This is a genomic window from Streptomyces sulfonofaciens (genome assembly GCF_014656295.1).
Classification (GTDB): Bacteria; Actinomycetota; Actinomycetes; order Streptomycetales; family Streptomycetaceae; genus Streptomyces; species Streptomyces sulfonofaciens.
This window is the reverse complement of sequence record NZ_BNCD01000008.1, coordinates 1-20,417: the sequence shown is the minus strand read 5'-3', so window position 1 is coordinate 20,417 and position 20,417 is coordinate 1. Positions and strand designations below refer to the sequence as shown.

Here is a 20,417-nt window from a genome sequence, read left to right as displayed (position 1 = left end):
CCGGCGCGTGACGAGAACCGTCGTTCTGGACCACGGAGCCGGAGGCGGGATGAGTCAGGAACTCATCTCCGGCACCATCGCCCTGATCCTCGGCGACACCTACATCGGGGAGATGGAGGACAGCGCCCTGCTGGAGCTCCCCGGCAGGCGGATCGCCGTCACGACCGACTCCTTCGTGGTGGAGCCGCTGTTCTTCGACGGCGGTGACATCGGGAAGATAGCCGTGGCGGGCACGGTCAACGACCTCGCCGTCAGCGGAGCCCGCCCGCTCTACCTCACCCTCGCGGTCGTGCTGGAGGAAGGCTTCCCCCTCGCGGACTTCGAACGCATTTTGCACTCCGTACGGGACACCGCCGCCGGGGCGGGCGTACGGATCGTCGCCGGTGACACCAAGGTCGTCCGACGCGGGGAAGCCGACGGCATCTTCCTGAACACCACGGGTGTGGGAATCCTCGAACGCCCCCTGCGCCTGTCCAGCCGCTCACTGCGCACCGGGGACCAGGTCATCGTCACCGGCTATCTGGGGGACCACAGCATCCACCTGCTGTCGCAGCGGGAGGGCCTGGGGTTCGAACACCGGGTGCGCAGCGACTGCGCCGCCCTCAACCACGTCGTCGCCGACGTCCTTGATGCCTGCGGCGAGGACGTACGGTGTATCCGCGATGTGACCCGCGGCGGCCTGGGCACGGTTCTCAACGAGTTCGCCCAGGCATCCACCACCGCGATACAGCTCTCCCAGACAGCCCTGCCCATCCGGCCGGAGACCGCCATGGCCGCCGACATGCTCGGCGTCGACGTGCTCTACCTGGCAAACGAGGGGAACCTCTGCCTGGTCGTCTCCCCGGACCGCACCGAGGCCGCGCTCAAGGCCCTCCACTCCCATGCGGAGAGCGCACACGCAGCCGTCGTCGGCAGCGTCGTCGAAGGACAACCGGGAACGGTGCGCATGACCACCCAGGACGGCCGCGAGCGGACCGTTGACCTGCTCTACGGTGCTCAGCTTCCGAGGCTGTGCTGATGGCGGCGGTCCGCCGCACCCTGCGGGTGACCGGGTTCGTCCAGGGGGTGGGATTCCGCCCCTTCGTGTACCGCTTGGCCGCCCGGCACCTGCTGGGCGGCTGGGTGCTCAACGACACCCGAGGCGTCACCATCTGCGTCGAAGGCGCGAGTCCCGCGGTGGACGCCTTCGGCACCGATCTCCACGCGCAACTGCCCGGGCTCGCTCGCATCGACTCCTGTGAACTGCTGGCGGAGGAACCGCTGCGCAGTTGGAGCAGCCACTTCACCATCCGGCAGAGCCGTTCGGACGGGGGCCACGGCGGCCTGGTCACCCCCGACAGCTTCGTCTGCCAGGACTGCGTCGACGAACTGCAAAACCCCGAGGACCGCCGACACGGCTATCCCCTCATCAACTGCACCAACTGCGGACCCAGGTACAGCATCATCAGGGGCGTCCCCTACGACCGCCCGCTGACGACAATGGCCGACTTCGTGATGTGTCCCGACTGCCGGAAGGAGTACGACTCACCGGCCGACCGGCGGTTCCACGCCCAGCCCAACGCCTGCTGGCGCTGCGGTCCCCAGGTGCGGCTGCTCCGTCCGGACGGCAGCCGGGCCGGCGGTGACGCCCCCGTCCGGGCGGCTGTCCGGATGCTCCGCGAGGGACGGGTCCTGGCCGTGAAGGCACTGGGCGGCTACCAGCTCATGGCCGACCCGTTCAACTCCGCGGCGGTGGCCGAGCTGCGTGCCCGCAAGGAACGCAGTGCCAAGCCGTTGGCCCTGCTGGCCGCCGACAGCGCGGTGGTGGCCCGGTACGCCCACGTGGACGGCGCGGAGAGCCGACTGCTGGAATCCCCGGCACGGCCCATCGTCCTCCTGCGGGCCCGCCGGGACACCCCGCTCGATCCAGGTGTGGCCCCCGGATCGCCCACGCTGGGCTTCATGCTGCCGACCACGCCACTGCAGCACCTCCTGCTGGCGGGCACGGCCGGAGTGCTGGTCGCCACCAGCGGCAACGCCCCGGACGAGCCCATGGCCCGCACCGAAGAGGAGGCACTCGCCGCGCTCCCGGGGCTGGCGGACGCCTTCCTTGTGCACGACCGCGTCATCCACACCCGTGTGGACGACTCCATCGCCCGCGTCGTACCCACCCCGCAGGGTCCCGCGGCGGTGCTCCTGCGCCGGGCGCGCGGTTTCGTCCCCGATCCCCTCCCCACCCCCTTCCCGATACCGCCCGTCCTCGCGGTCGGCGCCGAGCTGAAGAACACGGTGTGCCTGGGCGCAGGAAACTCGCTCCATGTCGGCCAGCACATAGGAGACCTCAAGACCCCCGGCAACCAGCGCTTCTTCACCGACACCATCGCCCACCTGCGCCAGATCTTCCATGTGAGCCCCCGATACGTCGCCCACGACCTGCACCCGGACTTCCACAGCACCCGCTACGCGCGCTCCTGCCCGGACATGGAGCAGGTCCCCGTCCAGCACCACCACGCGCACATGGCCTCCTGCATGGCGGACAACGGCCTGGACCGCCCGGTCATCGGGGTGATCTTCGACGGCACCGGGTACGGCAGCGACGGAACGATCTGGGGAGGGGAGTTCCTGATCGGCGACTACCGCGGCTTCGAGCGCGCCGGGCACCTCGGGCGCTTCCGCCTGCCCGGTGGGGACAGGGCCGTGCGCGAGCCGGCCCGGGTGGCGATCGCCCTGCTCACCCAGCACTTCGGCCAGGACACGAAGGACCTGCCGATCGATCTCGTACGAAGCCGGGACCCGTTCGAGGTCGACGTGCTGATGAAGATGACCCAGCGCGGCCTCAACGCCCCCGTCACCTCCAGCATGGGCCGCCTCTTCGACGCCTTCTCCGCGCTGCTGGGCGTGTGCGAAGAGGTGGGGTACGAAGGCCAGGCCGCCATCGAACTGGAAAACCTCATCGCCTGGGACCCCACGCCCGCGCCGCCCTGGCCGCTGCAACTGGACGACGAGGAGGGCCGTCTGGTCCTCAACCACCGCCCCTGGCTGGAAGCACTGGTCTCCGGCCTGTCCGACCCCCGGCGGAGCACCGCCGATCTGAGCCGGGCGTTCCATGAGAGCATCGTGCACGCGGTGGTGGAGACATGCCGAAGGCTGTCCCGGACCCACCGTCTGTCCGATGTCGTGCTGAGCGGCGGGGTGTTCCTCAACCAGCACCTGCTGGTGCGTACCGAACAGGAGCTGACCACCGCGGGGCTTCGGGTGCACACCCACCGCCGCGTGCCGACCAACGACGGCGGGGTGTCCGTGGGACAGGCGATGGTGGCGGCGGCACGAGCTGTCGCGGCGAACGAACAGAGCTGACGGGGCGGGCATGGACAAGCAGCGGGTAAGGGAGTCGTTGGACTCCGTCGTCGGGCAGATCCGCACGTACGTGCCCGTGATGGCGCCGTACTTCGAGGACGACCGCCCGTTGGGCGACTACGCGCACGGACTGCGCACCGCGCCGGACGTCGCCCCCGAACATGCGCAGCGACAACAGCAGATCGCGCACTCCGTCCGCCGGGTGTTGCAGAGGTCGTTCGGACCGGGGGGACCCGCGGCCCGCGTCACCGTGGAGAGCATCCGCGTGACGAACATCGTCGACCACCACCAGGTGCTCAACCACCCCCTGCTGCTCGGCACGAACATCATCGGCAATGCCGCCCGCCTGCTCTCCGAAGAGGCGCCTGGACCGATCGTCACGCTGTCGTGCAGCAACGTCAATCCGAGCAACGCCTACATGAGAAACGGGTTCCGATTCCGCGGCACCGACATCCCGTATTTCTCGGCGAAAGAACACCGGGACGTCATGTACTACCTCCGGCCCCGTCCCTTCGACTTCGTGCAGCGGCTGCACAGGATGAAACGCTGGGCCGGATTCACCCCGGCCGACAAGGAGTTCCTGGAGGAGTACCAGTCATTGCTCAACGGCCTCGACCATTCCCGTGGCAGCCGGCACCGCGACCAGCTTGCCTCCGTGGTGCAGGCGACATGGCCGCTGCTCTTCTCACGCGAGCTGCGACCCCGCGTTCCTGATCTGCTCTACGCCAACGCCGAGGACGTCGCCAGGGAGGCACTGATCGAGGTACTGGCGCAGGAGAACTTCCTGAGCGAAGCGCTGTTCGACGCGGAACAGAGGCAACACGTCCTCGACACCTTCAGAGGGGTCGTGGTGGCCTGGGACGAAGCCGCAGGAAAGGGAACGCACTTCTTCTGGCGGCGGCACCCCGACCGGCCGCGGTTGCTGCGTCTGTACGTCGAGGGGGATGCCCTGGTCCCGGCGGACCGGCGCTACTCCCATCTGCGCGTCCCGCTGGAACGGCAGGCGCTGTGCGAGGCGCTGCACCGTGAGGACATCATCCCTTCGGTGGCGCTGTACATGACCCTGCTGCTCCACGCAGGCGTCCGACCGCTCGTCGGTCCGGGCTCCCTCGTCTACACCACACAGCTCAAGGACGGCTGGCTTCGGCTTCTGGACCAGCACGGACACGCAAGGGAGGCGCGACTGCTGGCCGGCGTCGACGTGACGGGGATGGTCGCGGGCACACCGGTGTTCTTCGAACGGGCGGGATCGACGCTGCGGACCCTCTACGCCGCCGATGTGATCAGCGCGGGCGGAGTCGACCGGCCCTACCTCGAACGCGTGCTCCGCACCCCGTTCAAGGACGTCCTGTCCGTGGGGTCCAGCGGGGTCTACGACCTCTTCTCGCACACCTACATCCCGGCGGACCAGCGCCTCACCGAGAGCATCGGCTTCGACGAGGCCGCGACGGTCGTCCACGACTGGCTGTGACCCGGCGGATCCCCTACTCCCGCGGCGCCGGGCCGATGGACTCCCGCTCGACGAACTCGACCGGCAGGTTCACCGGCCGCGCCGGCTCGCCGCCGCGCAGCCCGACCAGTGCCCGCACGCCCTGCTCGCCCAGCTCCTCCAACGGCAGGCGCACACTGGCCAGTGGAGGGATCATCTGCAGGGCGACCGGCGCGTCGTTGAACCCGACGACCGACACATCCGTGCCGATGCCCATTCCCAGGCCCATCGCAGCCGAGTAGAGGCCGCTGGCCATGTTGTCGTCGTCGCAGATGACGGCGGTGGGCCGGTCCGCGGCGGACAGCACCGGCATCACACGGTCCCTGACCGCCGCCGGACTGAAGGGGCACGGAATCCTCTGCACCGCGATGTCGGGCCGGGTGCCCACCCCGAGGTCGAAGGCGCGTGCCCGCTGCACGAAGGTCCATGCCGGCCGCTCGGCCCGTACGTGTGCGATACGCCGGTGCCCCAGCTCAAGAAGCCTGTTCAGGGCCATCGCCATGCCTGCCGCCACGTCCATCGTCACGGCCGGCACCCCCGCGGCCGACGCGTCGTCGAGTATGACCAAGGGCACTCCCGCACTCACCTCGGCAACCGTCTCCGCGGGCATGGAACACGCGATGATTCCGTCGAGTGCCTGCTGCGGCAGGAGAAACCGGCCGGCGCCGTCCTCGGCGCCGACCGGAAAGACGACGAGGCCGAGGCCGTGCTCCGCCCCCCGGCGCGCCGCTCCGGCGTGCACCGCGGCGAACGCGCTGTTGGCGAGGGTGGGCACGGCCAGCAGGGCCGTACCGCTGGCCCCCAGTCGCAGATGACGAGCCGATTGGTTGATGCGGTACCCCATCCGCTGTGCGACAGCGGTGACACGCCGCACCGTCGAGTCGCTGATGCGTCCCCGGCCCTTGCCGTTCAGCACCAGGGAGACCGTCGACTGCGAGACCCCAGCAACGCGGGCGACGTCCGTCGCGGTAACAGCCCGGAAAACTTCTTTTTCAGACATTCGGGGATCTTCTGTTGGGTGACATGGAACTCCTTCGGGTTACTAGTACCGCACCGGTGGCGGACCCATCGCGGAGGTTCGTACGTTTCGACAACTCCCTCGGCTGAATCGACGAAGATCTGAGCGTCTCGACTTGGCGAGCACGCGACGTCAAGTAATGGCTCGTACTACCGCGGTAGTCACCCGGGGGATTGTTGACACAGAAACCGACCAGAGGAATACGCGTTGGCGCCGCCTGCATATTACTGACTTCGAACTCGTCAAGGTGGCGCCTGCGCTGGACCGTTGCGGGTCGGCTCGGTGCACGCCATGACCGCCGTGCCGGTCGGAAGGGGAAGGCAGCAGCCGGGCCGTGCTCACCGGTCGGCCGGGAAATGAAGCCGCCCCCGTTCCCGCAGGGACGGCCTGGTCCCTGGGAACGGGGGCGTGGGGACGTCGACCGGACTGCCGGTCTCCGGGCCGGAGCCTCAGCCCTTGGCGAGGGTGCGGTCGAGGAGGGAGAGCAGGCGGTCCCAGTGGCGCTGCATCGCGGAGGGGTTGAACGCGTCGGTGTCGGACATGGTGAAGCCGTGGACGGCGCCGGGGTAGACCTCGGTGGTGTAGGCGACACCGGCGGCGTCCAGGGCCTGGTTGAGCTCGCCGATGGCCTCGGGCGACAGGTCGTTCTCGGCGAGGCCGAGGTGGACTTCGGCGGTCAGCTCGGAGACGAGGCGGTGCGGGCTGTCCGGCGCGTCGGTGACCAGGAAGCCGGGGTGGAATCCGGCGACGGCGGCCACCTGGCCGGGGTGGGCCGCCGCGGTGCGCATGGCCAGGGCGGCACCCATGCAGTAGCCGGTCACGGCGACCGGTCCGGCGCTGACCTCGGGCCGGGTGGTGAGGAACCTGAGGTAGGCGTCGGCGTCCCGCAGGACATGTTCGGTGGTGTGCGCCTCTATCAAGGGCATCAGCCGGGCGAAGACCGCGGGCCGGGCCTCTTCTCCGATGTGCTCGGGGAGTTCGACCACCGGTGTCGGGCCGTGCCGGTAGTAGACGTTGGGGACGAGCACGTAGTACCCGTGCCGGGCCAGGTCGCGGGCCAGCTCCTCCAACACGGGCCGCACGCCGAAGGCGTCCATGTACAGCAGCACACCCGGGTGCCGCTCGCCGTCGTCGGGAAAGACGGCCAGGGCGTCGGCCCGGCCGTCCGGAGTGGGAATGTACAGCGTCTCGGTGGGCATGGCGGAGCTTCCTTCCGTGGACCGGTGCTCGGACGCTTCGTAGTCGATCACCAAAGCAGGTGAGAAGTCATCCCACACGATGGCCGCCGTCGCACGCCTCGCCCCGTGGTGACGCCCCGGTCCGGGCAGGGCCCCTCCCCGACCGTGCCGTCGCCCGGTCCACTTCGTCCGTGGGGGCGGGCCCTGCGACCACAGGTGATCGCGCCGCGAAGCTGAGCGCTGCACTGGGCGGTTCACCCCGCCCCGCCGGGCACGGTCGGCTTCCGGGGCCTGTTCACCGGCTGCGCCACGGGCCCCGTCGTGCAGCGGCTGCCTGACCTCAGCCCGCTGCGGGTCCGCGGGGCAGGTCGCCGTGTGCCGGGGTCACAGCGTCCCGGGACCGGTGGGGCGGGCCCCGGCCAGGGCCTCTTCGAGTTTCCTGCACTCGTCGTAGCGCGGCAGGATGCCCCTGGCCCCGGCCTCGGCGAGGGTGGGGGCCGCGCTGTCGCGCGGCGAGAGGACGGGCTCGATCCCGCCGGGCAGGGGCAGAGCGAGCGCCGGGTCGAGCGCGGCCAGCGCCATCTCCTGCTCGGCTACGTAGGGTCCTGACCACATGTAGTGCATGATCGTGTGGTCCTCCAGCGCGACGGCGGCGTGGCCGACCCCGATCGGCAGGTAGACGGCGCGGAAGCCCTCGGGGTCGAGCACCTCGCTGTCCCAGCGGCCGAAGGTGGGCGAGCCGACGCGGATGTCGACCACGATGTCGAGGGTCCTGCCGCGGGGGCAGTAGACGTACTTCGCGGTGCCGGGCGGTGTCGCGGTGAAGTGGATGCCGCGCACCGTGCCGCGGCGCGAGGTGCTGTGGCTGGCGTGCGCGACGGGGAACAGCGGCCGGCCGATCGCGCCGACGAGCGCGTCCTCCTGGAAGTGCGAGACCACCAGGCCCCGGTCGTCGCGGAACACCTGCGGGCTGAACGCGTATGCGCCGTCCACGGCGAGCCTACGTACCTGCATGCCGACCTCGGGCCTCCCTCGACTGCCCGCCGTGAAGGCGCCGCGCCGCGCGCGGGTCGTCCCGACGGTCTCCTGCCGGCGGACCACCGGCGCCCGTCGCGACCGGTGCGCGGTGGCCGGCGCATCCTCTCACCGGGCCACCAGGTAACCAGCGGCCCCTGAAGCGGGGACAACGCGCAGGCAAAGCCCGCCGGGTCAGTCCCCGGCCGCCCGCCACATGTCGCGCAGCGACTCGCGCAGGCCGACGCGCGGGCGCCAGCCGAGCAGGTCGGCGGCGAGCGTGATGTCGGCCCGGGTCCAGTCGTTGCCCCTGCTGTAGCTCTGCGCCCTGGCACCGCGGATCCGTACCGCGCCGGGTGGCAGGCCGGCCGCCGAGACCAGCAGTGCGACCAGTTCGGCCATGCCGACGGCGGTGCCGCTGCCGATGTTCACGACCCGGCCGGTGACCGGCCGCTCGGCGGCCCTGACCACGGCGTCGGCGACGTCGCGCACATCGACGAAGTCCCGGCGGGCGTCGGCGATGTCGAGTTCGACGGGCTCGCCGGGCGCCGCGGCGCGCAGCCGGGCCGTGACGGCGCCGAGGAAGCTGGCGGGGGTGGTGCCGGGGCCGCAGACGTTGACCACCCGCAGCACCACACCGTCGGCGGCGCCCTCGCGGGTGGCGTCGAGCAGGACCCGGGCCCCGGCGAGTTTGGTGCGGCCGTAGGGGGTGTCGGGGGCGGGTTCGGCGCTCTCGTCGACGGAGGTACCGGGCACCGTCCGGCCGTACTCGTGGATGGAGCCGACCTGGACGATCCGGGGCCGACCCGGCAGGGCGGCGGTGGCGGCCAGCAGGCGTTCGACGAGGCGTACGTGGACGCCGGCCATCTCGGCCTCGGTGCGCACCCAGCCGCCCGCCGCGTTGACGAGGACGTCCACCCCGTGGGCGGCCAGCAGGTCGGTGACGGCGGCGGGGGCCGCGTCGGTGAGGTCGAGGGCGGCGAAGGTGCGGGCGGCGACGCCCGGGGCGTGCCGGCGGGCGATGGCCAGGACGTCGTGGCCCTGCGCGGCGAACGCGGTGCACGCGGCCCTGCCGAGACAGCCGGTGGCCCCGACCACGGCGACCGAGTACGGTTTGGGGGGCGGCGCGGGCCGCGGGGCGGCGCCGGGCATCACGACCACCTGCGCGGCCGGGCGTGCCGGCCGCGTTTGCGGCCCGGCATCAGGAAGCTGGCGAGCACGGAGGCCGCGGCGAAGCCCATCACCCAGACGAAGCTGTGCGAGAAGGCTCCCGCGAGGTCGTCGAGCGTGATCCTGCCGCGGTGCGCCTTGGCGGTGCTGATCAGCCGGGCCTGGAGCACGACGAGCAGCACCGCGGCCCCGAAGGAGCTGCCGATCTGCATGAACACGCGGTTCTCGGCGGTCGCTCCGGGGATCGACATGGGCGGGATGTCGCGCAGGGCCGCGGTCATGGCGGGCACGATGACGGCGCCGATCCCGGCGCCGTTGACGACGAGGGCCGCGCTCAGCAGGATCTGGTCGGTGTCGGTGCTGAGCTGGGTGAAGGTCGCGATGCCGACCGCGGTCAGCAGCAGTCCGAACTGCATGATCGAGCGGGGCAGGAACGTGCGGATCAGCTTGGGGGTGAACCGCAGCGACAGGCCCATGCCCGCGCCGAGCGGCACCAGCAGCAGGCCCGCCTTCAGCGGCGTGTAGCCGCGGACCTGCTGGTAGTACATGGGCAGCACCGCCATGGCGCCGAACAGCGCGATGCTGGCGAGGAAGAGCACCAGCGAGGAGGTGGTGAAGCTGCGGTGCTTCAGCAGCCGCAGGTCGATGATGGGCTGCCCCTTCTTCCTGAGGGCGTGCAGGGCGAAGGCCGCGAGCAGCGCCAGGCCGATGCCCATGGTGACCAGCGGCCGCTCCTTGGTGAAGCTGCCCTTGCTGCCGGCTTCCGAGAAGCTGTAGACGATCACACCGCAGGCGGGCGAGAGCAGCAGCATGCCGACGAGGTCGAGCTTGGTCTTGACCGGCGCCTTCCTGTTGGGCATGCCGCGGGCGGCGAAGAGCGCGAGCAGGCAGATCGGCACGTTGGCGTAGAAGATCCAGCGCCAGCCGGGACCGTCGATGATCAGGCCGCCCAGCACCGGGCCGAGGACCGGGCCGATGGCCGACGGGATGCCGATGAGGCTCATCACGCGGCCCAAATTCTCCCGGCCCGCCGCCTGGGCCAGTACCGCGGTGCCAAGGGGCAGCACCATGCCGCCGGCCAGGCCCTGCACCACCCGGAAGACGATCAGCGTCTGCGCCGTCCACGCCGCGCCGCACAGCGCGGAGCCCACCAGGAAGAGCGCGATGCAGAACATCCAGACGTTGCGTGCGCCGAAGCGCATCAGCGACCAGCCGGTGGCCGGGATGACCGAGGCCATGGCGAGCATGTAGCCGGTCCCGAACCACTGGAGCGTCGACAGCTCGATGTCGAAGGTCTGTTTGAGCGTGTTCAGGGCGATGTTGGTCATCGTGGCATCCAGTTGCACCAGGACGGTGCCCAGCAGGATGACGCCCACCAGTTTCATCACCGCGGGTGGGAGCCCGGTCCGCGTGGTCGCCTGGGCGCCGGGCGCGGTTGCGGTTGCGGCCTGCACTGCTGCCACTGATCAGTCCTTTGTTAGGCCGTGGGGCGGCCGGTTCACCGGCTCCCGGTCAGTTCCGAGCGGATGCGGAGCGGCTCCCACCACGCGCGATGGTCGCGGTACCAGGCCACTACGTCGGCCAGGCCCCGTTCGAAGGGGATCTGCGGCACGAACGCCAGTTCCTCGCGGATCCTGGTCGTGTCCACCGAGTACCGCTCGTCGTGCGCCTTCCTGTCCGGGACGTGGCGCACGCGGGACCAGTCCGCGTCGCACAGTTCGAGCATCCGCTTCGTCAGTTCGCGGTTGCTCAGCTCGACACCGCCGCCGATGTTGTAGACGCCGCCGACCCGGCCGTCGGCGAGTACCAGGTAGATGGCCCGGCAGTGGTCGTCGACGTGGAGCCACTCGCGCACGTTGTGGCCGTCCCCGTACAGCGGCACGTCACGGCCGTCGAGGAGGTTGGTGACGAAGAGCGGGATCAGTTTCTCGGCGAACTGGTAGGGCCCGTAGTTGTTCGAGCAGCGGGTGATCGACAGCGGCAGGCCGTGGGTGCGCCAGTAGGCGCGGGCGATCAGGTCCGAGGACGCCTTGGACGAGGAGTAGGGCGAGTTGGGCCGAAGGGGGCAGTCCTCCGTCCACGACCCCTCGCTGATGGAGCCGTACACCTCGTCGGTGGAGACGTGCACGATGCGCTGCACCTTCGCCAGCCGGCATGCCTCCAGCAGGGTGGAGGTGCCCACCACGTTCGTCATGACGAACTGCTGCGCGTTCATCAGCGAGCGGTCCACGTGCGACTCGGCCGCGAAGTGCACCACCGCGTCGTGCCCGGGCACGACGGCGGACATCAGCCGCCCGTCGCAGATGTCACCGTGCACGAAGGACAGACGCGGGTGTTCCATGGGGATGTTGGCCAGGTTCCCCGCGTAGGTCAGTTTGTCCACCACGGTGACATGGGCGCCCGCCAGCGCGGGGTAGCGCCCTTCGAGCACGCAGCGTACGAAGTGCGATCCAATGAAACCGGCGCCGCCGGTGACGAACAGCTTCATGCCGGTACATCGATTCTGGAGTCGTCGCCGACGAGCAGTCTGTGCATCGTCGAACCGTCTTCTTGCCGGCGCACGTCACCGGCCTTCCCGATGATGGAGCCCTGGATGGTCCGCACGCCGTGCACCGACGCCTGGTCCAGCAGGATGGAGTTCTCGACGCCGGCGCCCCGCAGCCGGCAGCCGGAGCCGATCGAGGTGAAGGGGCCCACGCGGCTGTCCTCGATGACGCTGCCCGCACCGATGATCACGGGCCCGTCGATCACCGATCCGATCACCTCGGCGCCCTGCTCGACGACCACCTGGCCGGTGAGTTCGCTGGCCCGGTCCACGACTCCGCGCACGGCGCCCGCGAGGTCGTCCAGGAGCACCTTGTTGCAGGTGAGGACGTCGGCGAGGGTACCGGTGTCGGCCCAGTAGCCGGAGAACCTGTCGGCCCGCACCGGGTGGCCCCGGGTCACCAGCCACTGGATGGCGTCGGTGATCTCCAGCTCGCCGCGGGCGCTGGGCAGGATGCCGCGGACGGCCTCGTGGATCCGTGGGGTGAAGAAGTAGGCGCCGGTCACGGCGAGGTCGCTGCGCGGCACCGCCGGCTTCTCCTGGAGCGCGGTGACCCGGCCTTCGGCGTCGAGTTCGGCGATGCCGTACGCGGACGGGTCGGCGACCTTGGTGACGACGAGCTGGGCGGCGGGTGCGCCGGAGCGGAAGGCGGCCAGCGGCTCCCCCAGACCGCCCGCGAAGATGTTGTCGCCGAGGTACATCACGAAGTCGTCGTCGGCGAGGAACTCCCGGGCGATGATGACGCAGTGGGCGAGGCCGCGGGGCGCGTCCTGCGGCAGGTAGGTGATGTCGAGTCCGAAGCGGGAGCCGTCGCCGGCCGCGGCCCTGATCTGCTCGCCGGGCCTGCCCTCGCTGATGATGACGCCGGCCTCGCGGACGCCGATGGCGCGCAGTTCGTCCAGGGCGTGGAAGAGGACGGGCCTGCCGGCGACCGGGACGAGTTGCTTGGGGGTGCTGTGGCTGAGCGGGCGCAGTCGCGTACCCGCGCCACCCGCCAACACGAGAGCCTTCACGGTGACCTCTCAGATCAGTTTCTCGAGTGTGCCGACGGTCTCGGCCGGCGTGGGCTGGGCGAGGATCTCCTCCCGCAGGCGGCGCGACGAGGCGCGCACGGCGTCGTCGTTCAGCACGGTGGACACGGCCGACGCGATGCGCTCCCCGGTGAGTTCCCTGGCGTTCACCGTGATGCCGCAGCCGACGTCGGCAAGCTGGCGGGCGTTCAGTTGCTGATAGGGCATGGTGACGACGATCACCTGCGGGACGCCGAGCGAGGCGGCGGTGAGCATGGTGCCCGAGCCGCCCTGGTGGATCAGCGCGTCGCAGGTCGGCAGCAGCAGGTTCAGCGGCAGGCCCTCGACGACGCGGACCCGCTCGGGAAGGCCGGTCAGGCGCTCCCGCTCGGCGCTGCCGACGGCGAGCACCACCTCCAGGTCGAGTCCTTCGAGGCCGGCCAGGACGGTCGGGATGACGAAGTTGTCCGAGCCGGACATCTCCGTGGTGGTGGTGCCCCACGTGACGCAGACCCGGGGCCGCCCGGTGTGCTCCCCGAGCCAGCCCGGCACCTGCCCCGGGCCGTTGTAGGGGACGTAGCGCATCGGGATGCGGTCGGTGACGGCGGGGATCTGGAGGTCGGCCGAGCAGGTGTCGACGGTGCCGACGGCGTGGGTGTCCCGCGGCTCGACGCCGAACCGCCCGTAGAGGCCGCGCAGGTCCTCGCTCCAGGTGTCGACCGGGGTGCCGCAACCGGGGAAGCCGATCTCCCGGAGCAGGGCGGGCCCCCACAGGAAGTGCACCAGCGGGACGCCGACGGCCTCGGCGGCGAGCGGCGCGGCCAGCACCATGGGGTCGGCCACGACCAGGTCGGGGCGGAAGTCCTCGGCGGCCTTCACCAGGTCGTCGGCCATCGCCGCGGCGGCGTTGACGAAGGGCACGAAGCGGATCTTGCGCAGGCTCTCCCGCGCCTCGGGCGACAGCTCGGGTGTCTCCCTGACCTTCAGTTCGCGGCCGTCGAGGTTGCGGTGCGCGCCGCGCAGCCGCTCGGCGAGTGCGACGAACTCGGCGTTGAAGTCATGGCCCTCGGCGACCGTCACATGGGTCATGCCGGAGTTCCTGACGGCCTCGGCGGCGTCCGGCTGGCACGCCACCCGCACCTCGTGTCCGGCGGCCCGGCAGGCCCAGAGCAGCGGCACCATGTGGAAGTAGTGGGTGGCCAGGCCCCAGGGGACGAACAGAACCTTCATCGTTGGTTTCCTTTGCGCTGTGGTCTCGGGGCGGTGGGCGCGTCACTCACGCCGCGGCCCACCGCGCTCGGTTCCTGATCTCCTCGACCAGGGCCATGTGGCGCAGCAGCGTCGTGCCGTGGGCGGCGAAGCCGGCCGCGTCCCGGACCGCGTGCGCGAACGCGCGGACCAGGTTCGCGAACTGGTCGTCCGCGGGCAGGCTGCGCTCCTCGGTCCCGCTCTGCCGGGTGATCCGCAGGGTCGGCCGCAGGTCGGCGGGCGGCGTGTAGGCCCGCTGGAGGCTGATGCGGCCCTCGCTGCCCCAGATCGCGTACGTCGAGCGGTAGGCGGACTGGAAGCTGAAGGACAGCTCGGCGGGCACGCCGGCGGCGGACAGGAGCAGGGCGTTGCCGCCGAGGTCGATGCCCCGCCCGGTGTCCCGGCGCAGCACGGAGCCGGCCACGGTCAGCTCCTCGCCGAGGAAGAGCTGGGCGGCCCGCACCGTGTAGACGCCGACGTCGAGCAGCGCGCCGCCGCCCAGCTCGGGGCGGTAGCGCACGTCACCGGGGTCGCGGGGCGGGATGCCGAAGGCGCTGGAGAACAGCCGCGGCTCCCCGATCGCGCCGTCGTCCAGGAGCCGGCGTACGGCGGCGTGCTGGGAGTGGTGCAGGAACATGAAGCCGTCCATGATCCACCGACCGTGTCCTGCGGCGGTGGCCACCAGGTCCTCGGCCTCGGCGAGGCCGGTGGCGAGCGGCTTCTCCACCAGCACGTGCTTGCCGGCGGTCAGCGCGCGGCGCGCCCACGTGTGGTGCAGTCCGGTGGGCAGTGCGACGTAGACGGCGTCGACGTCGGGGCGGTCCACCAGCGCCTCGTAGCCCTGGACGGCGGCGCCGCCGAAGCGTGCCGTGAAGCGTTCCGCCTTGGCCGGGTCGCGGCTGGCGACGGCGGTCAGCCGGACCTCGGGGACCCGGCCCATGGCGGGCAGGGTGTGCCGCCAGGCGATGTCGGCGCAGCCGAGGACGCCGATCCGCAGGGGTGCGCCGGTCGTGTGGGGTGCCATGTCGCCCTCTCCCGTCACCAGAGGCTGTGGAGGCAGGCGAGCAGGCTGCGTGCCTCGACGTTCAGGTAGTGGCCGTGCCGCAGCAGCTCCATGAGCTGGCGCACCGTCATCCAGCAGAAGCCCTCGGGCACGTCGAGCGGGAAGTCCTGGGGTGCCTCGATGATCTGGTAGCGGGTCTGCGCGTGGTGGAAGCGCCCGCCCTCCTCCGACAGCACGGTGTCGAACCGCACCCGGTCGGGATCGGCCCCGGTGACCTCGGTGCGGAACGGCACCGGGCGGCCGCCGGCGCCCGCCGCGGGCAGTTGCACGGTCGGCGCGAGTTCCACGGTGTCCAGCAGGCCGGGTTCCGGCTGGGCCTTCACCAGCAGGTGCAGCACACCGTCCACGGCCCGGGCGAGGAAGGCCGCGCGGCCCTGCTCCAGGGGCGCGAGCAGCGGCTGGGTCCAACTGGTGACCTCGCGGTTGGCGGCCTTGACCCGGGCCCCGATGATCCGGAACGTGCCGCTGCCGTCGGTGCTGGTGATCTCGTCGTCGGTGCGGGTCCAGGTGCCGACGCCGGACAGCGGCACGAGCCGGGTGCGCCATTCGCTGCGGGTCTTCATCTCCGTGAACCAGCTCAGCAGTTCGGTGGTGGTGTGCAGGGGAGGCCCGGGGTCGGTGCCGTTGCGCGGGCAGGTGCCGTAGGAGCGCAGCAGGGCGGCCGTGAACGGGTCGTCGGCGGCCCGGACGGCCCCTTCGCCGGGCCCGCCGGACGGGGCGAGCGGCATGCAGGACAGCACCGTGCGGGCGTCCATGTTCACCAGGTTGTCGGTGCGCAGCAGTCTTCGGAGCTGGTGCAGCGACACCCAGTGGAAGTCCTCGTGCTCCGGGACGTCCCCGGTGGCCTCCACGACGATGTTGCGGTTGTGCTTGTGCCAGAACCAGGAGCCCTGCTCGGACTGGAGCACGTCCACGAGGACCCTGCCGCGGCCGGGGCCGCGGAAGAACTCCAGGTAGCGGGTGGTACCGCCGCGGTGCACCCGGGTGTAGTTGCTGCGGGTGGCCTGGATGGTCGGCGAGAGCTGGAGGGTGTTGATGTTGCCCGGTTCCATCTTGGCCTGCATCAGGAAGTGCAGTTCGCCGTCGAACCGTTGGGCGAGGATGCCGAGGATGCCGATCTCGGGCTGGTGGATGATGGGCTGGTGCCAGGTGGCGGCCCCCTGGGCGCCGTCGGCCGCGACGTGCAGTCCCTCGATGGTGAAGAACCGGCCGCTGGTGTGTCCGAGGTTGCCGCTCTCCGGGTCGAACCGCCAGTCGTCGAGCGCGGCGAACGGGATCCGCTCCACCTCGAACCGGTTGGCCTTCTGCCGTCCGGCCCACCAGACGTCGAAGGCGACGGTGGACGCGAGGTCGTCGCGGCCGGCCACGGAGGTGGCGAAGGGTGCCATCGTGTTCACGGCGCCTCCGTGTCCCGGGCCGTCGCGTACGGTGCTGATCCGGGCACTGTGACCTTCCCGTTCCGTCGTGGAGGTGCTGCGTTCGTCGTCCGTACGAGCTCTTCGACACGGCGCACCGCGTCGCTCAGCGGGGGCTGGGCCAGGTTCTCCCGCCGCAGGTCGCCGGCCGCCTCGGCCCAGCGTTCCTCGGTGAGCAGGGCCGCAACGGACCCGGTCAGCTCGGCGAGCGGGCCGGGCCGGGTGATCTCGGAGGGGTGCGCGCCGAGGCCGATGCCGGCTCCGACGGCGGCGATGCGCTCGGCGTTGAACGCGTGCCCGGGGCCCTGCGGGGCGATCACCTGCGGCACGCCGAGCGCGGCGGCGGTCAGGATGCTGCCGGCTCCCCCGGTGTTGACGGAGACGGCGCAGGTCGGCAGGACGGCGCCGAGCGGCAGATCCGTCATGACCCGGGTCCCGGCGGGCAGGGCGCCCACGGCGTCGCGGTCGGCGGCCGTGACGGCGACGACCAGTTCCACGTCCAGGGCACCCAGCGCCTCTGCGATGGCCGAGACGGGGTGCCGGCCTCCGGTGCGCACGAGGGCCTGCGACGTCGACCAGGACACGCACACCCGGGGCCGCCCGGCCGGTTGGGTGAGCCACCCGGGCAGCACACCGGAGCCGTTGTAGGGCACGTACCGGGTGGTGTGCCGGGTGGGCACGGCGGCCGTCTGGAGGCTGGGCGGGCAGGCCGAGATGCTGAACGGGCTGTAGTCGGCGCGCACCTCGGCGCCGAACCGCTCGTAGAGCGCGGTGAGGCCGGCGGGCCACCGTTCGACGGGGCCGCCATAGCCGGCGAAGTTCGTCAGCGACGGCTCCTGCGGGCCCCACATGTGGTGCACCAGTGGAACCGACGCCACCTCGCAGACCAGCGGCGCGACCATCGTGATCGGGTCGCTCACCACGACGTCGGGGCGCCAGCCGCGCACGAACGCGACGAGCTCGTCGGCCATCGCCTCCGCGGCCCTGGTGTGCGGCGCGGTGCGCAGTCCGCCGTGCCACTTCCTGAGGTCGGGGTCCATCCGGCCGAGTTCCGCGAAGGACGCCGGGTTTCTCCCGAGCCGGTCCCTGATCTCCCTGTCCGCGTCCGCGATGGCCGCCATGAGGTCGTAGGACCCGCCGACGACCGCGGTGGTGAGGCCCGATCGCACGACGAGGTCCGTGACCGGGGGCTGTCCCGCGATGCAGACGTCGTGGCCGGCGGTCCGCAGCGCCCAGGCCAGGGGCACCATCGGGAAGTAGTGACCAGCCGCGGCCGCCGGAATGAACAGTGCGCGCATCAATGCTCCGTTGTCGCCTACGGTCGCTTTCGGTCGCTGGACGCCAAAACGGCAGCCCGGCTGAACGCGGGGCGGCCGTGGGTACCGTGCTGAGGGAACTCAGCACACCAAGGGCGGCTAAAGCGGGGGCGATGCACCTCTAAAGCGGGGGGTGCGGGCGTCGGCACCCGGTGCCGCGGACGGCTGCCGGGACGTCTTGCGGCAGGTCACGGTGGTGCCCGGGGCCGCCGCGGCGGCCGACCGCGCAAGCTGCGGTATAGAGCCGCTTAAGAGCTCTTTCCCAGTATGGACCAGGCCGTGTGCCAGTGGGCACGAACCGGGCCGAACGCCGGCCTGCCGACCGGCACCACTCAAGCTCGGGCACCACGGACGGGGGCGGATTCCTGCACGACGTCGGCCGCCGGGACGCCAGGACCCGTGAACCCCGCCCCGCCGGCGCCGTGCCGAAGGGCTCGGGATTCCGCGAGCTTCCGGACCGCTTGAAGGACGAGCTCCAGATGACGAACGAGGACAGGCTCCGCGACTATCTCAAGCGGGTGGCCACCGAGCTGCACCAGACCCGTCAGCGACTCCTGGAAGCCAGGTCGGCCGGCCAGGAGCCGATCGCCGTCGTGGCGATGAGCTGCCGCTACCCGGGCGGCGTGCGCTCGCCCCAGGACCTGTTGCGGCTGGTCCTCGACGGCACGGACGCCGTCGCGAAGCTCCCGGCGGCCCGCGGCTGGACCGAGGACCTCTACGACCCGGACCCCGACGCGCCGGGCAGGATCTACGTCCGCGAGAGCGGGTTCCTCGACGACGCCGAGCACTTCGACGCCGAGTTCTTCGGGATCAGCCCGCGCGAGGCGCTGGCGATGGACCCGCAGCAGCGGCTGCTGCTTGAGGTGTCCTGGGAGGCGCTGGAGCGTGCCGGGATCCCGCCGGCGACCCTGCGGGGCTCGCGCGCCGGAGTCTTCACGGGCGTGATGTACGGCGACTACGGCGCCCGCTTCACCGGCCGGGCTCCGGAGGACCTGGAGGCGTACCTGGCGACCGGCAGCTCCTACAGCGTGGTGTCGGGCCGGGTCGCCTACACCTTCGGCTTCGAGGGCCCGGCGGTCAGCGTGGACACGGCGTGTTCGTCGTCGCTGGTGGCACTGCACCTGGCCTGCCAGGCGCTGCGCAGCGGTGAGTGCGAACTGGCGCTGGCCGGCGGCGTCACGGTGATGTCCTCGCCCGCGAGCATGATCGAGTTCAGCAGGCAGCACGGCCTGGCGCCGGACGGCCGGTGCAAGCCGTTCTCGGCGGCCGCCGACGGCACGGCCCTGGGCGAGGGCGTCGGCGTGCTGCTGGTGGAGCGGCTGTCGGACGCGCGGCGCAAGGGCCACCCGGTGCTCGCGGTGGTGCGCGGCTCCGCCGTCAACCAGGACGGTGCGAGCAGCCAGTTGTCCGCGCCCAACGGCCCCGCCCAGCAGCGTGTCATCGAGGCGGCGCTCGCCGCCGCCCGGTTGACGGCCGCCGACATCGACGCGGTGGAGGCGCACGGTACCGGCACCACCCTCGGGGACCCCATCGAGGCGCAGGCGCTGCTGGCCGCCTACGGGCAGGAGCGTGCTGCGGACCGGCCGCTGTGGCTCGGCTCGGTCAAGTCCAACATCGGCCACACGCAGGCAGCAGCCGGTGTCGCCGGTGTGATCAAGATGGTGGCGGCCATGGGCCACGGGGTGCTTCCGCGGACCCTGCACGTCGACGAGCCGTCGCCGCACGTCGACTGGGAGACCGGTGCCGTACGCCTGCTGACCGAGGCCGAGCCGTGGCCGGCGGCTGCGGGAGCGGACCGGCCGCGGCGGGCCGCGGTGTCCTCGTTCGGCATCAGCGGCACCAACGCCCACGTCATCCTGGAAGCCGCTCCCGAGCCCGCCGCGCAGGACGGTGGGGCGCCGGTGCAAGGCGGCGCGACGGCCGCTTCGACGGAGCCCGCCTCGGCGGAGGCCGGCACGGCGGAGGCCGGCACGGCGGAGGCCGGCACGGCGGAGACCGGCACGGCGGAGACCGGCACGGCCGCCGGTGGGCAGGAGTCGGCGGCGCCGGAGGCAGCGGCCGCGCCGGTGGTGTGCCCGGTACCGGTGGCGCCGTGGGTGCTGTCGGCCAAGTCCGAGCAGGCGCTGCGCGCCCAGGCCGCCCGGCTGCGGGACTTCGCCGCCGCCCATCCTGGTCTCGGCACCGGTGACATCGCGTACGCCCTGGCCACCACGCGTACCCATTTCACGCACCGCGCCGCCGTGGCCCCCGCCGCCGACGACCGGGACGCCTTCCTCGCCGGACTCGACGCCCTCGCCGAGGGCCGATCGAACCCGGCGCTCGTACGGGGCGCGAGCCGCGGTGACGAGGGCAAGGTGGCTTTTCTGCTGTCGGGGCAGGGCAGTCAGCGGCCGGGTATGGGCCGCGAGTTGTACGAGACGTTCCCCGTGTTCGCCGCCGCGCTCGACCAGGTCTGCCACCTGCTCGACGCCCAGCTCGGACGGTCACTCAAAGACATCATGTTCGCCCCGGACGACACACCCGAGGCAGCACTACTCCACCAGACCCAATACACCCAGACCGCCCTCTTCGCCTTCCAAGTCGCACTCTTCCGACTCCTGGAACACTGGGGCATC

15 protein-coding genes are annotated in these 20,417 nt (G+C 71.5%); 4 read left to right on the top strand and 11 right to left on the bottom strand.

What is annotated here, in order from left to right; all coding sequences use genetic code 11:
* The first annotated feature begins 7 nt into the window (after positions 1-7).
* Genes hypE through IE313_RS14915 form a run of 3 tightly spaced genes read left to right on the top strand, consistent with a single transcriptional unit; the run spans position 8 to position 4,807 of the window.
* The gene (gene hypE, locus IE313_RS14925; protein WP_373316989.1) at positions 8-1,018 is read left to right on the top strand and encodes a hydrogenase expression/formation protein HypE; all 1,011 of its coding nucleotides are present in this window, start codon (positions 8-10) and stop codon (positions 1,016-1,018) included.
* Positions 1,018-3,336, top strand: coding sequence for a carbamoyltransferase HypF (hypF, locus tag IE313_RS14920; RefSeq protein ID WP_229924653.1), 2,319 nt, complete (start codon positions 1,018-1,020; stop codon positions 3,334-3,336). The genes hypE and hypF overlap by 1 nt, the downstream gene beginning before the upstream one ends.
* A gap of 10 nt (positions 3,337-3,346) precedes the next feature.
* A complete protein-coding gene (locus IE313_RS14915) occupies positions 3,347-4,807 on the top strand; it encodes a hypothetical protein (protein ID WP_189932206.1) in 1,461 nt (486 codons plus the stop codon).
* Between the two features lie 13 nt (positions 4,808-4,820).
* Here the strand turns inward: IE313_RS14915 and IE313_RS14910 are convergent, their stop codons facing one another.
* From IE313_RS14910 to IE313_RS14860, 11 genes are all read right to left on the bottom strand, one after another.
* Positions 4,821-5,825 carry a LacI family DNA-binding transcriptional regulator gene (locus IE313_RS14910; RefSeq protein ID WP_189932204.1) on the bottom strand — a complete coding sequence of 335 codons (1,005 nt, stop codon included), beginning with the start codon at positions 5,823-5,825 and terminating at the stop codon, positions 4,821-4,823.
* Between the two features lie 467 nt (positions 5,826-6,292).
* Positions 6,293-7,042 carry a dienelactone hydrolase family protein gene (locus IE313_RS14905; protein WP_189932202.1) on the bottom strand — a complete coding sequence of 250 codons (750 nt, stop codon included), beginning with the start codon at positions 7,040-7,042 and terminating at the stop codon, positions 6,293-6,295.
* A gap of 363 nt (positions 7,043-7,405) precedes the next feature.
* Positions 7,406-8,035, bottom strand: coding sequence for a dTDP-4-dehydrorhamnose 3,5-epimerase family protein (locus IE313_RS14900; RefSeq protein WP_189932200.1), 630 nt, complete (start codon positions 8,033-8,035; stop codon positions 7,406-7,408).
* Between the two features lie 195 nt (positions 8,036-8,230).
* A complete protein-coding gene (locus IE313_RS14895) occupies positions 8,231-9,187 on the bottom strand; it encodes an NAD-dependent epimerase/dehydratase family protein (RefSeq protein ID WP_189932198.1) in 957 nt (318 codons plus the stop codon).
* Positions 9,187-10,668 carry an MDR family MFS transporter gene (locus IE313_RS14890; protein ID WP_189932197.1) on the bottom strand — a complete coding sequence of 494 codons (1,482 nt, stop codon included), beginning with the start codon at positions 10,666-10,668 and terminating at the stop codon, positions 9,187-9,189. The genes IE313_RS14895 and IE313_RS14890 overlap by 1 nt, the downstream gene beginning before the upstream one ends.
* Before the next feature lie 35 nt (positions 10,669-10,703).
* Complete coding sequence (rfbB, locus tag IE313_RS14885; RefSeq protein ID WP_189932195.1) at positions 10,704-11,693, bottom strand: dTDP-glucose 4,6-dehydratase; 990 nt, start codon at positions 11,691-11,693, stop codon at positions 10,704-10,706.
* Positions 11,690-12,763 carry a glucose-1-phosphate thymidylyltransferase gene (locus tag IE313_RS14880; RefSeq protein ID WP_189932193.1) on the bottom strand — a complete coding sequence of 358 codons (1,074 nt, stop codon included), beginning with the start codon at positions 12,761-12,763 and terminating at the stop codon, positions 11,690-11,692. The genes rfbB and IE313_RS14880 overlap by 4 nt, the downstream gene beginning before the upstream one ends.
* A 9-nt stretch (positions 12,764-12,772) precedes the next feature.
* Positions 12,773-13,990 carry a nucleotide disphospho-sugar-binding domain-containing protein gene (locus IE313_RS14875; protein ID WP_189932191.1) on the bottom strand — a complete coding sequence of 406 codons (1,218 nt, stop codon included), beginning with the start codon at positions 13,988-13,990 and terminating at the stop codon, positions 12,773-12,775.
* Positions 13,991-14,036: 46 nt separating this feature from the next.
* A complete protein-coding gene (locus tag IE313_RS14870) occupies positions 14,037-15,032 on the bottom strand; it encodes a Gfo/Idh/MocA family protein (protein WP_189932189.1) in 996 nt (331 codons plus the stop codon).
* Between the two features lie 14 nt (positions 15,033-15,046).
* A complete protein-coding gene (locus tag IE313_RS14865) occupies positions 15,047-16,459 on the bottom strand; it encodes an NDP-hexose 2,3-dehydratase family protein (protein WP_189932665.1) in 1,413 nt (470 codons plus the stop codon).
* Between the two features lie 5 nt (positions 16,460-16,464).
* On the bottom strand, positions 16,465-17,784 hold the full coding sequence (locus IE313_RS14860; protein WP_189932187.1) for a nucleotide disphospho-sugar-binding domain-containing protein: 1,320 nt from the start codon (positions 17,782-17,784) through the stop codon (positions 16,465-16,467).
* Positions 17,785-18,281: 497 nt separating this feature from the next.
* Here IE313_RS14860 and IE313_RS14855 point away from each other — a divergent pair.
* Positions 18,282-20,417: type I polyketide synthase (locus IE313_RS14855; protein WP_189932663.1), on the top strand; the 2,136-nt coding region annotated here is incomplete at its 3' end.

Coding starts and splice junctions, on each gene's coding strand:
- IE313_RS14915 (WP_189932206.1), top strand. CDS start 3,347: ATGGACAAGCAGCGGGTAAGGGAGTCGTTGGACTCCGTCGTCGGGCAG.
- IE313_RS14875 (WP_189932191.1), bottom strand. CDS start 13,990: ATGAAGGTTCTGTTCGTCCCCTGGGGCCTGGCCACCCACTACTTCCAC.
- IE313_RS14870 (WP_189932189.1), bottom strand. CDS start 15,032: ATGGCACCCCACACGACCGGCGCACCCCTGCGGATCGGCGTCCTCGGC.
- hypF (WP_229924653.1), top strand. CDS start 1,018: ATGGCGGCGGTCCGCCGCACCCTGCGGGTGACCGGGTTCGTCCAGGGG.
- IE313_RS14895 (WP_189932198.1), bottom strand. CDS start 9,187: ATGCCCGGCGCCGCCCCGCGGCCCGCGCCGCCCCCCAAACCGTACTCG.
- IE313_RS14910 (WP_189932204.1), bottom strand. CDS start 5,825: ATGTCTGAAAAAGAAGTTTTCCGGGCTGTTACCGCGACGGACGTCGCC.
- IE313_RS14900 (WP_189932200.1), bottom strand. CDS start 8,035: ATGCAGGTACGTAGGCTCGCCGTGGACGGCGCATACGCGTTCAGCCCG.
- rfbB (WP_189932195.1), bottom strand. CDS start 11,693: ATGAAGCTGTTCGTCACCGGCGGCGCCGGTTTCATTGGATCGCACTTC.
- IE313_RS14865 (WP_189932665.1), bottom strand. CDS start 16,459: ATGGCACCCTTCGCCACCTCCGTGGCCGGCCGCGACGACCTCGCGTCC.
- IE313_RS14860 (WP_189932187.1), bottom strand. CDS start 17,784: ATGCGCGCACTGTTCATTCCGGCGGCCGCGGCTGGTCACTACTTCCCG.
- IE313_RS14905 (WP_189932202.1), bottom strand. CDS start 7,042: ATGCCCACCGAGACGCTGTACATTCCCACTCCGGACGGCCGGGCCGAC.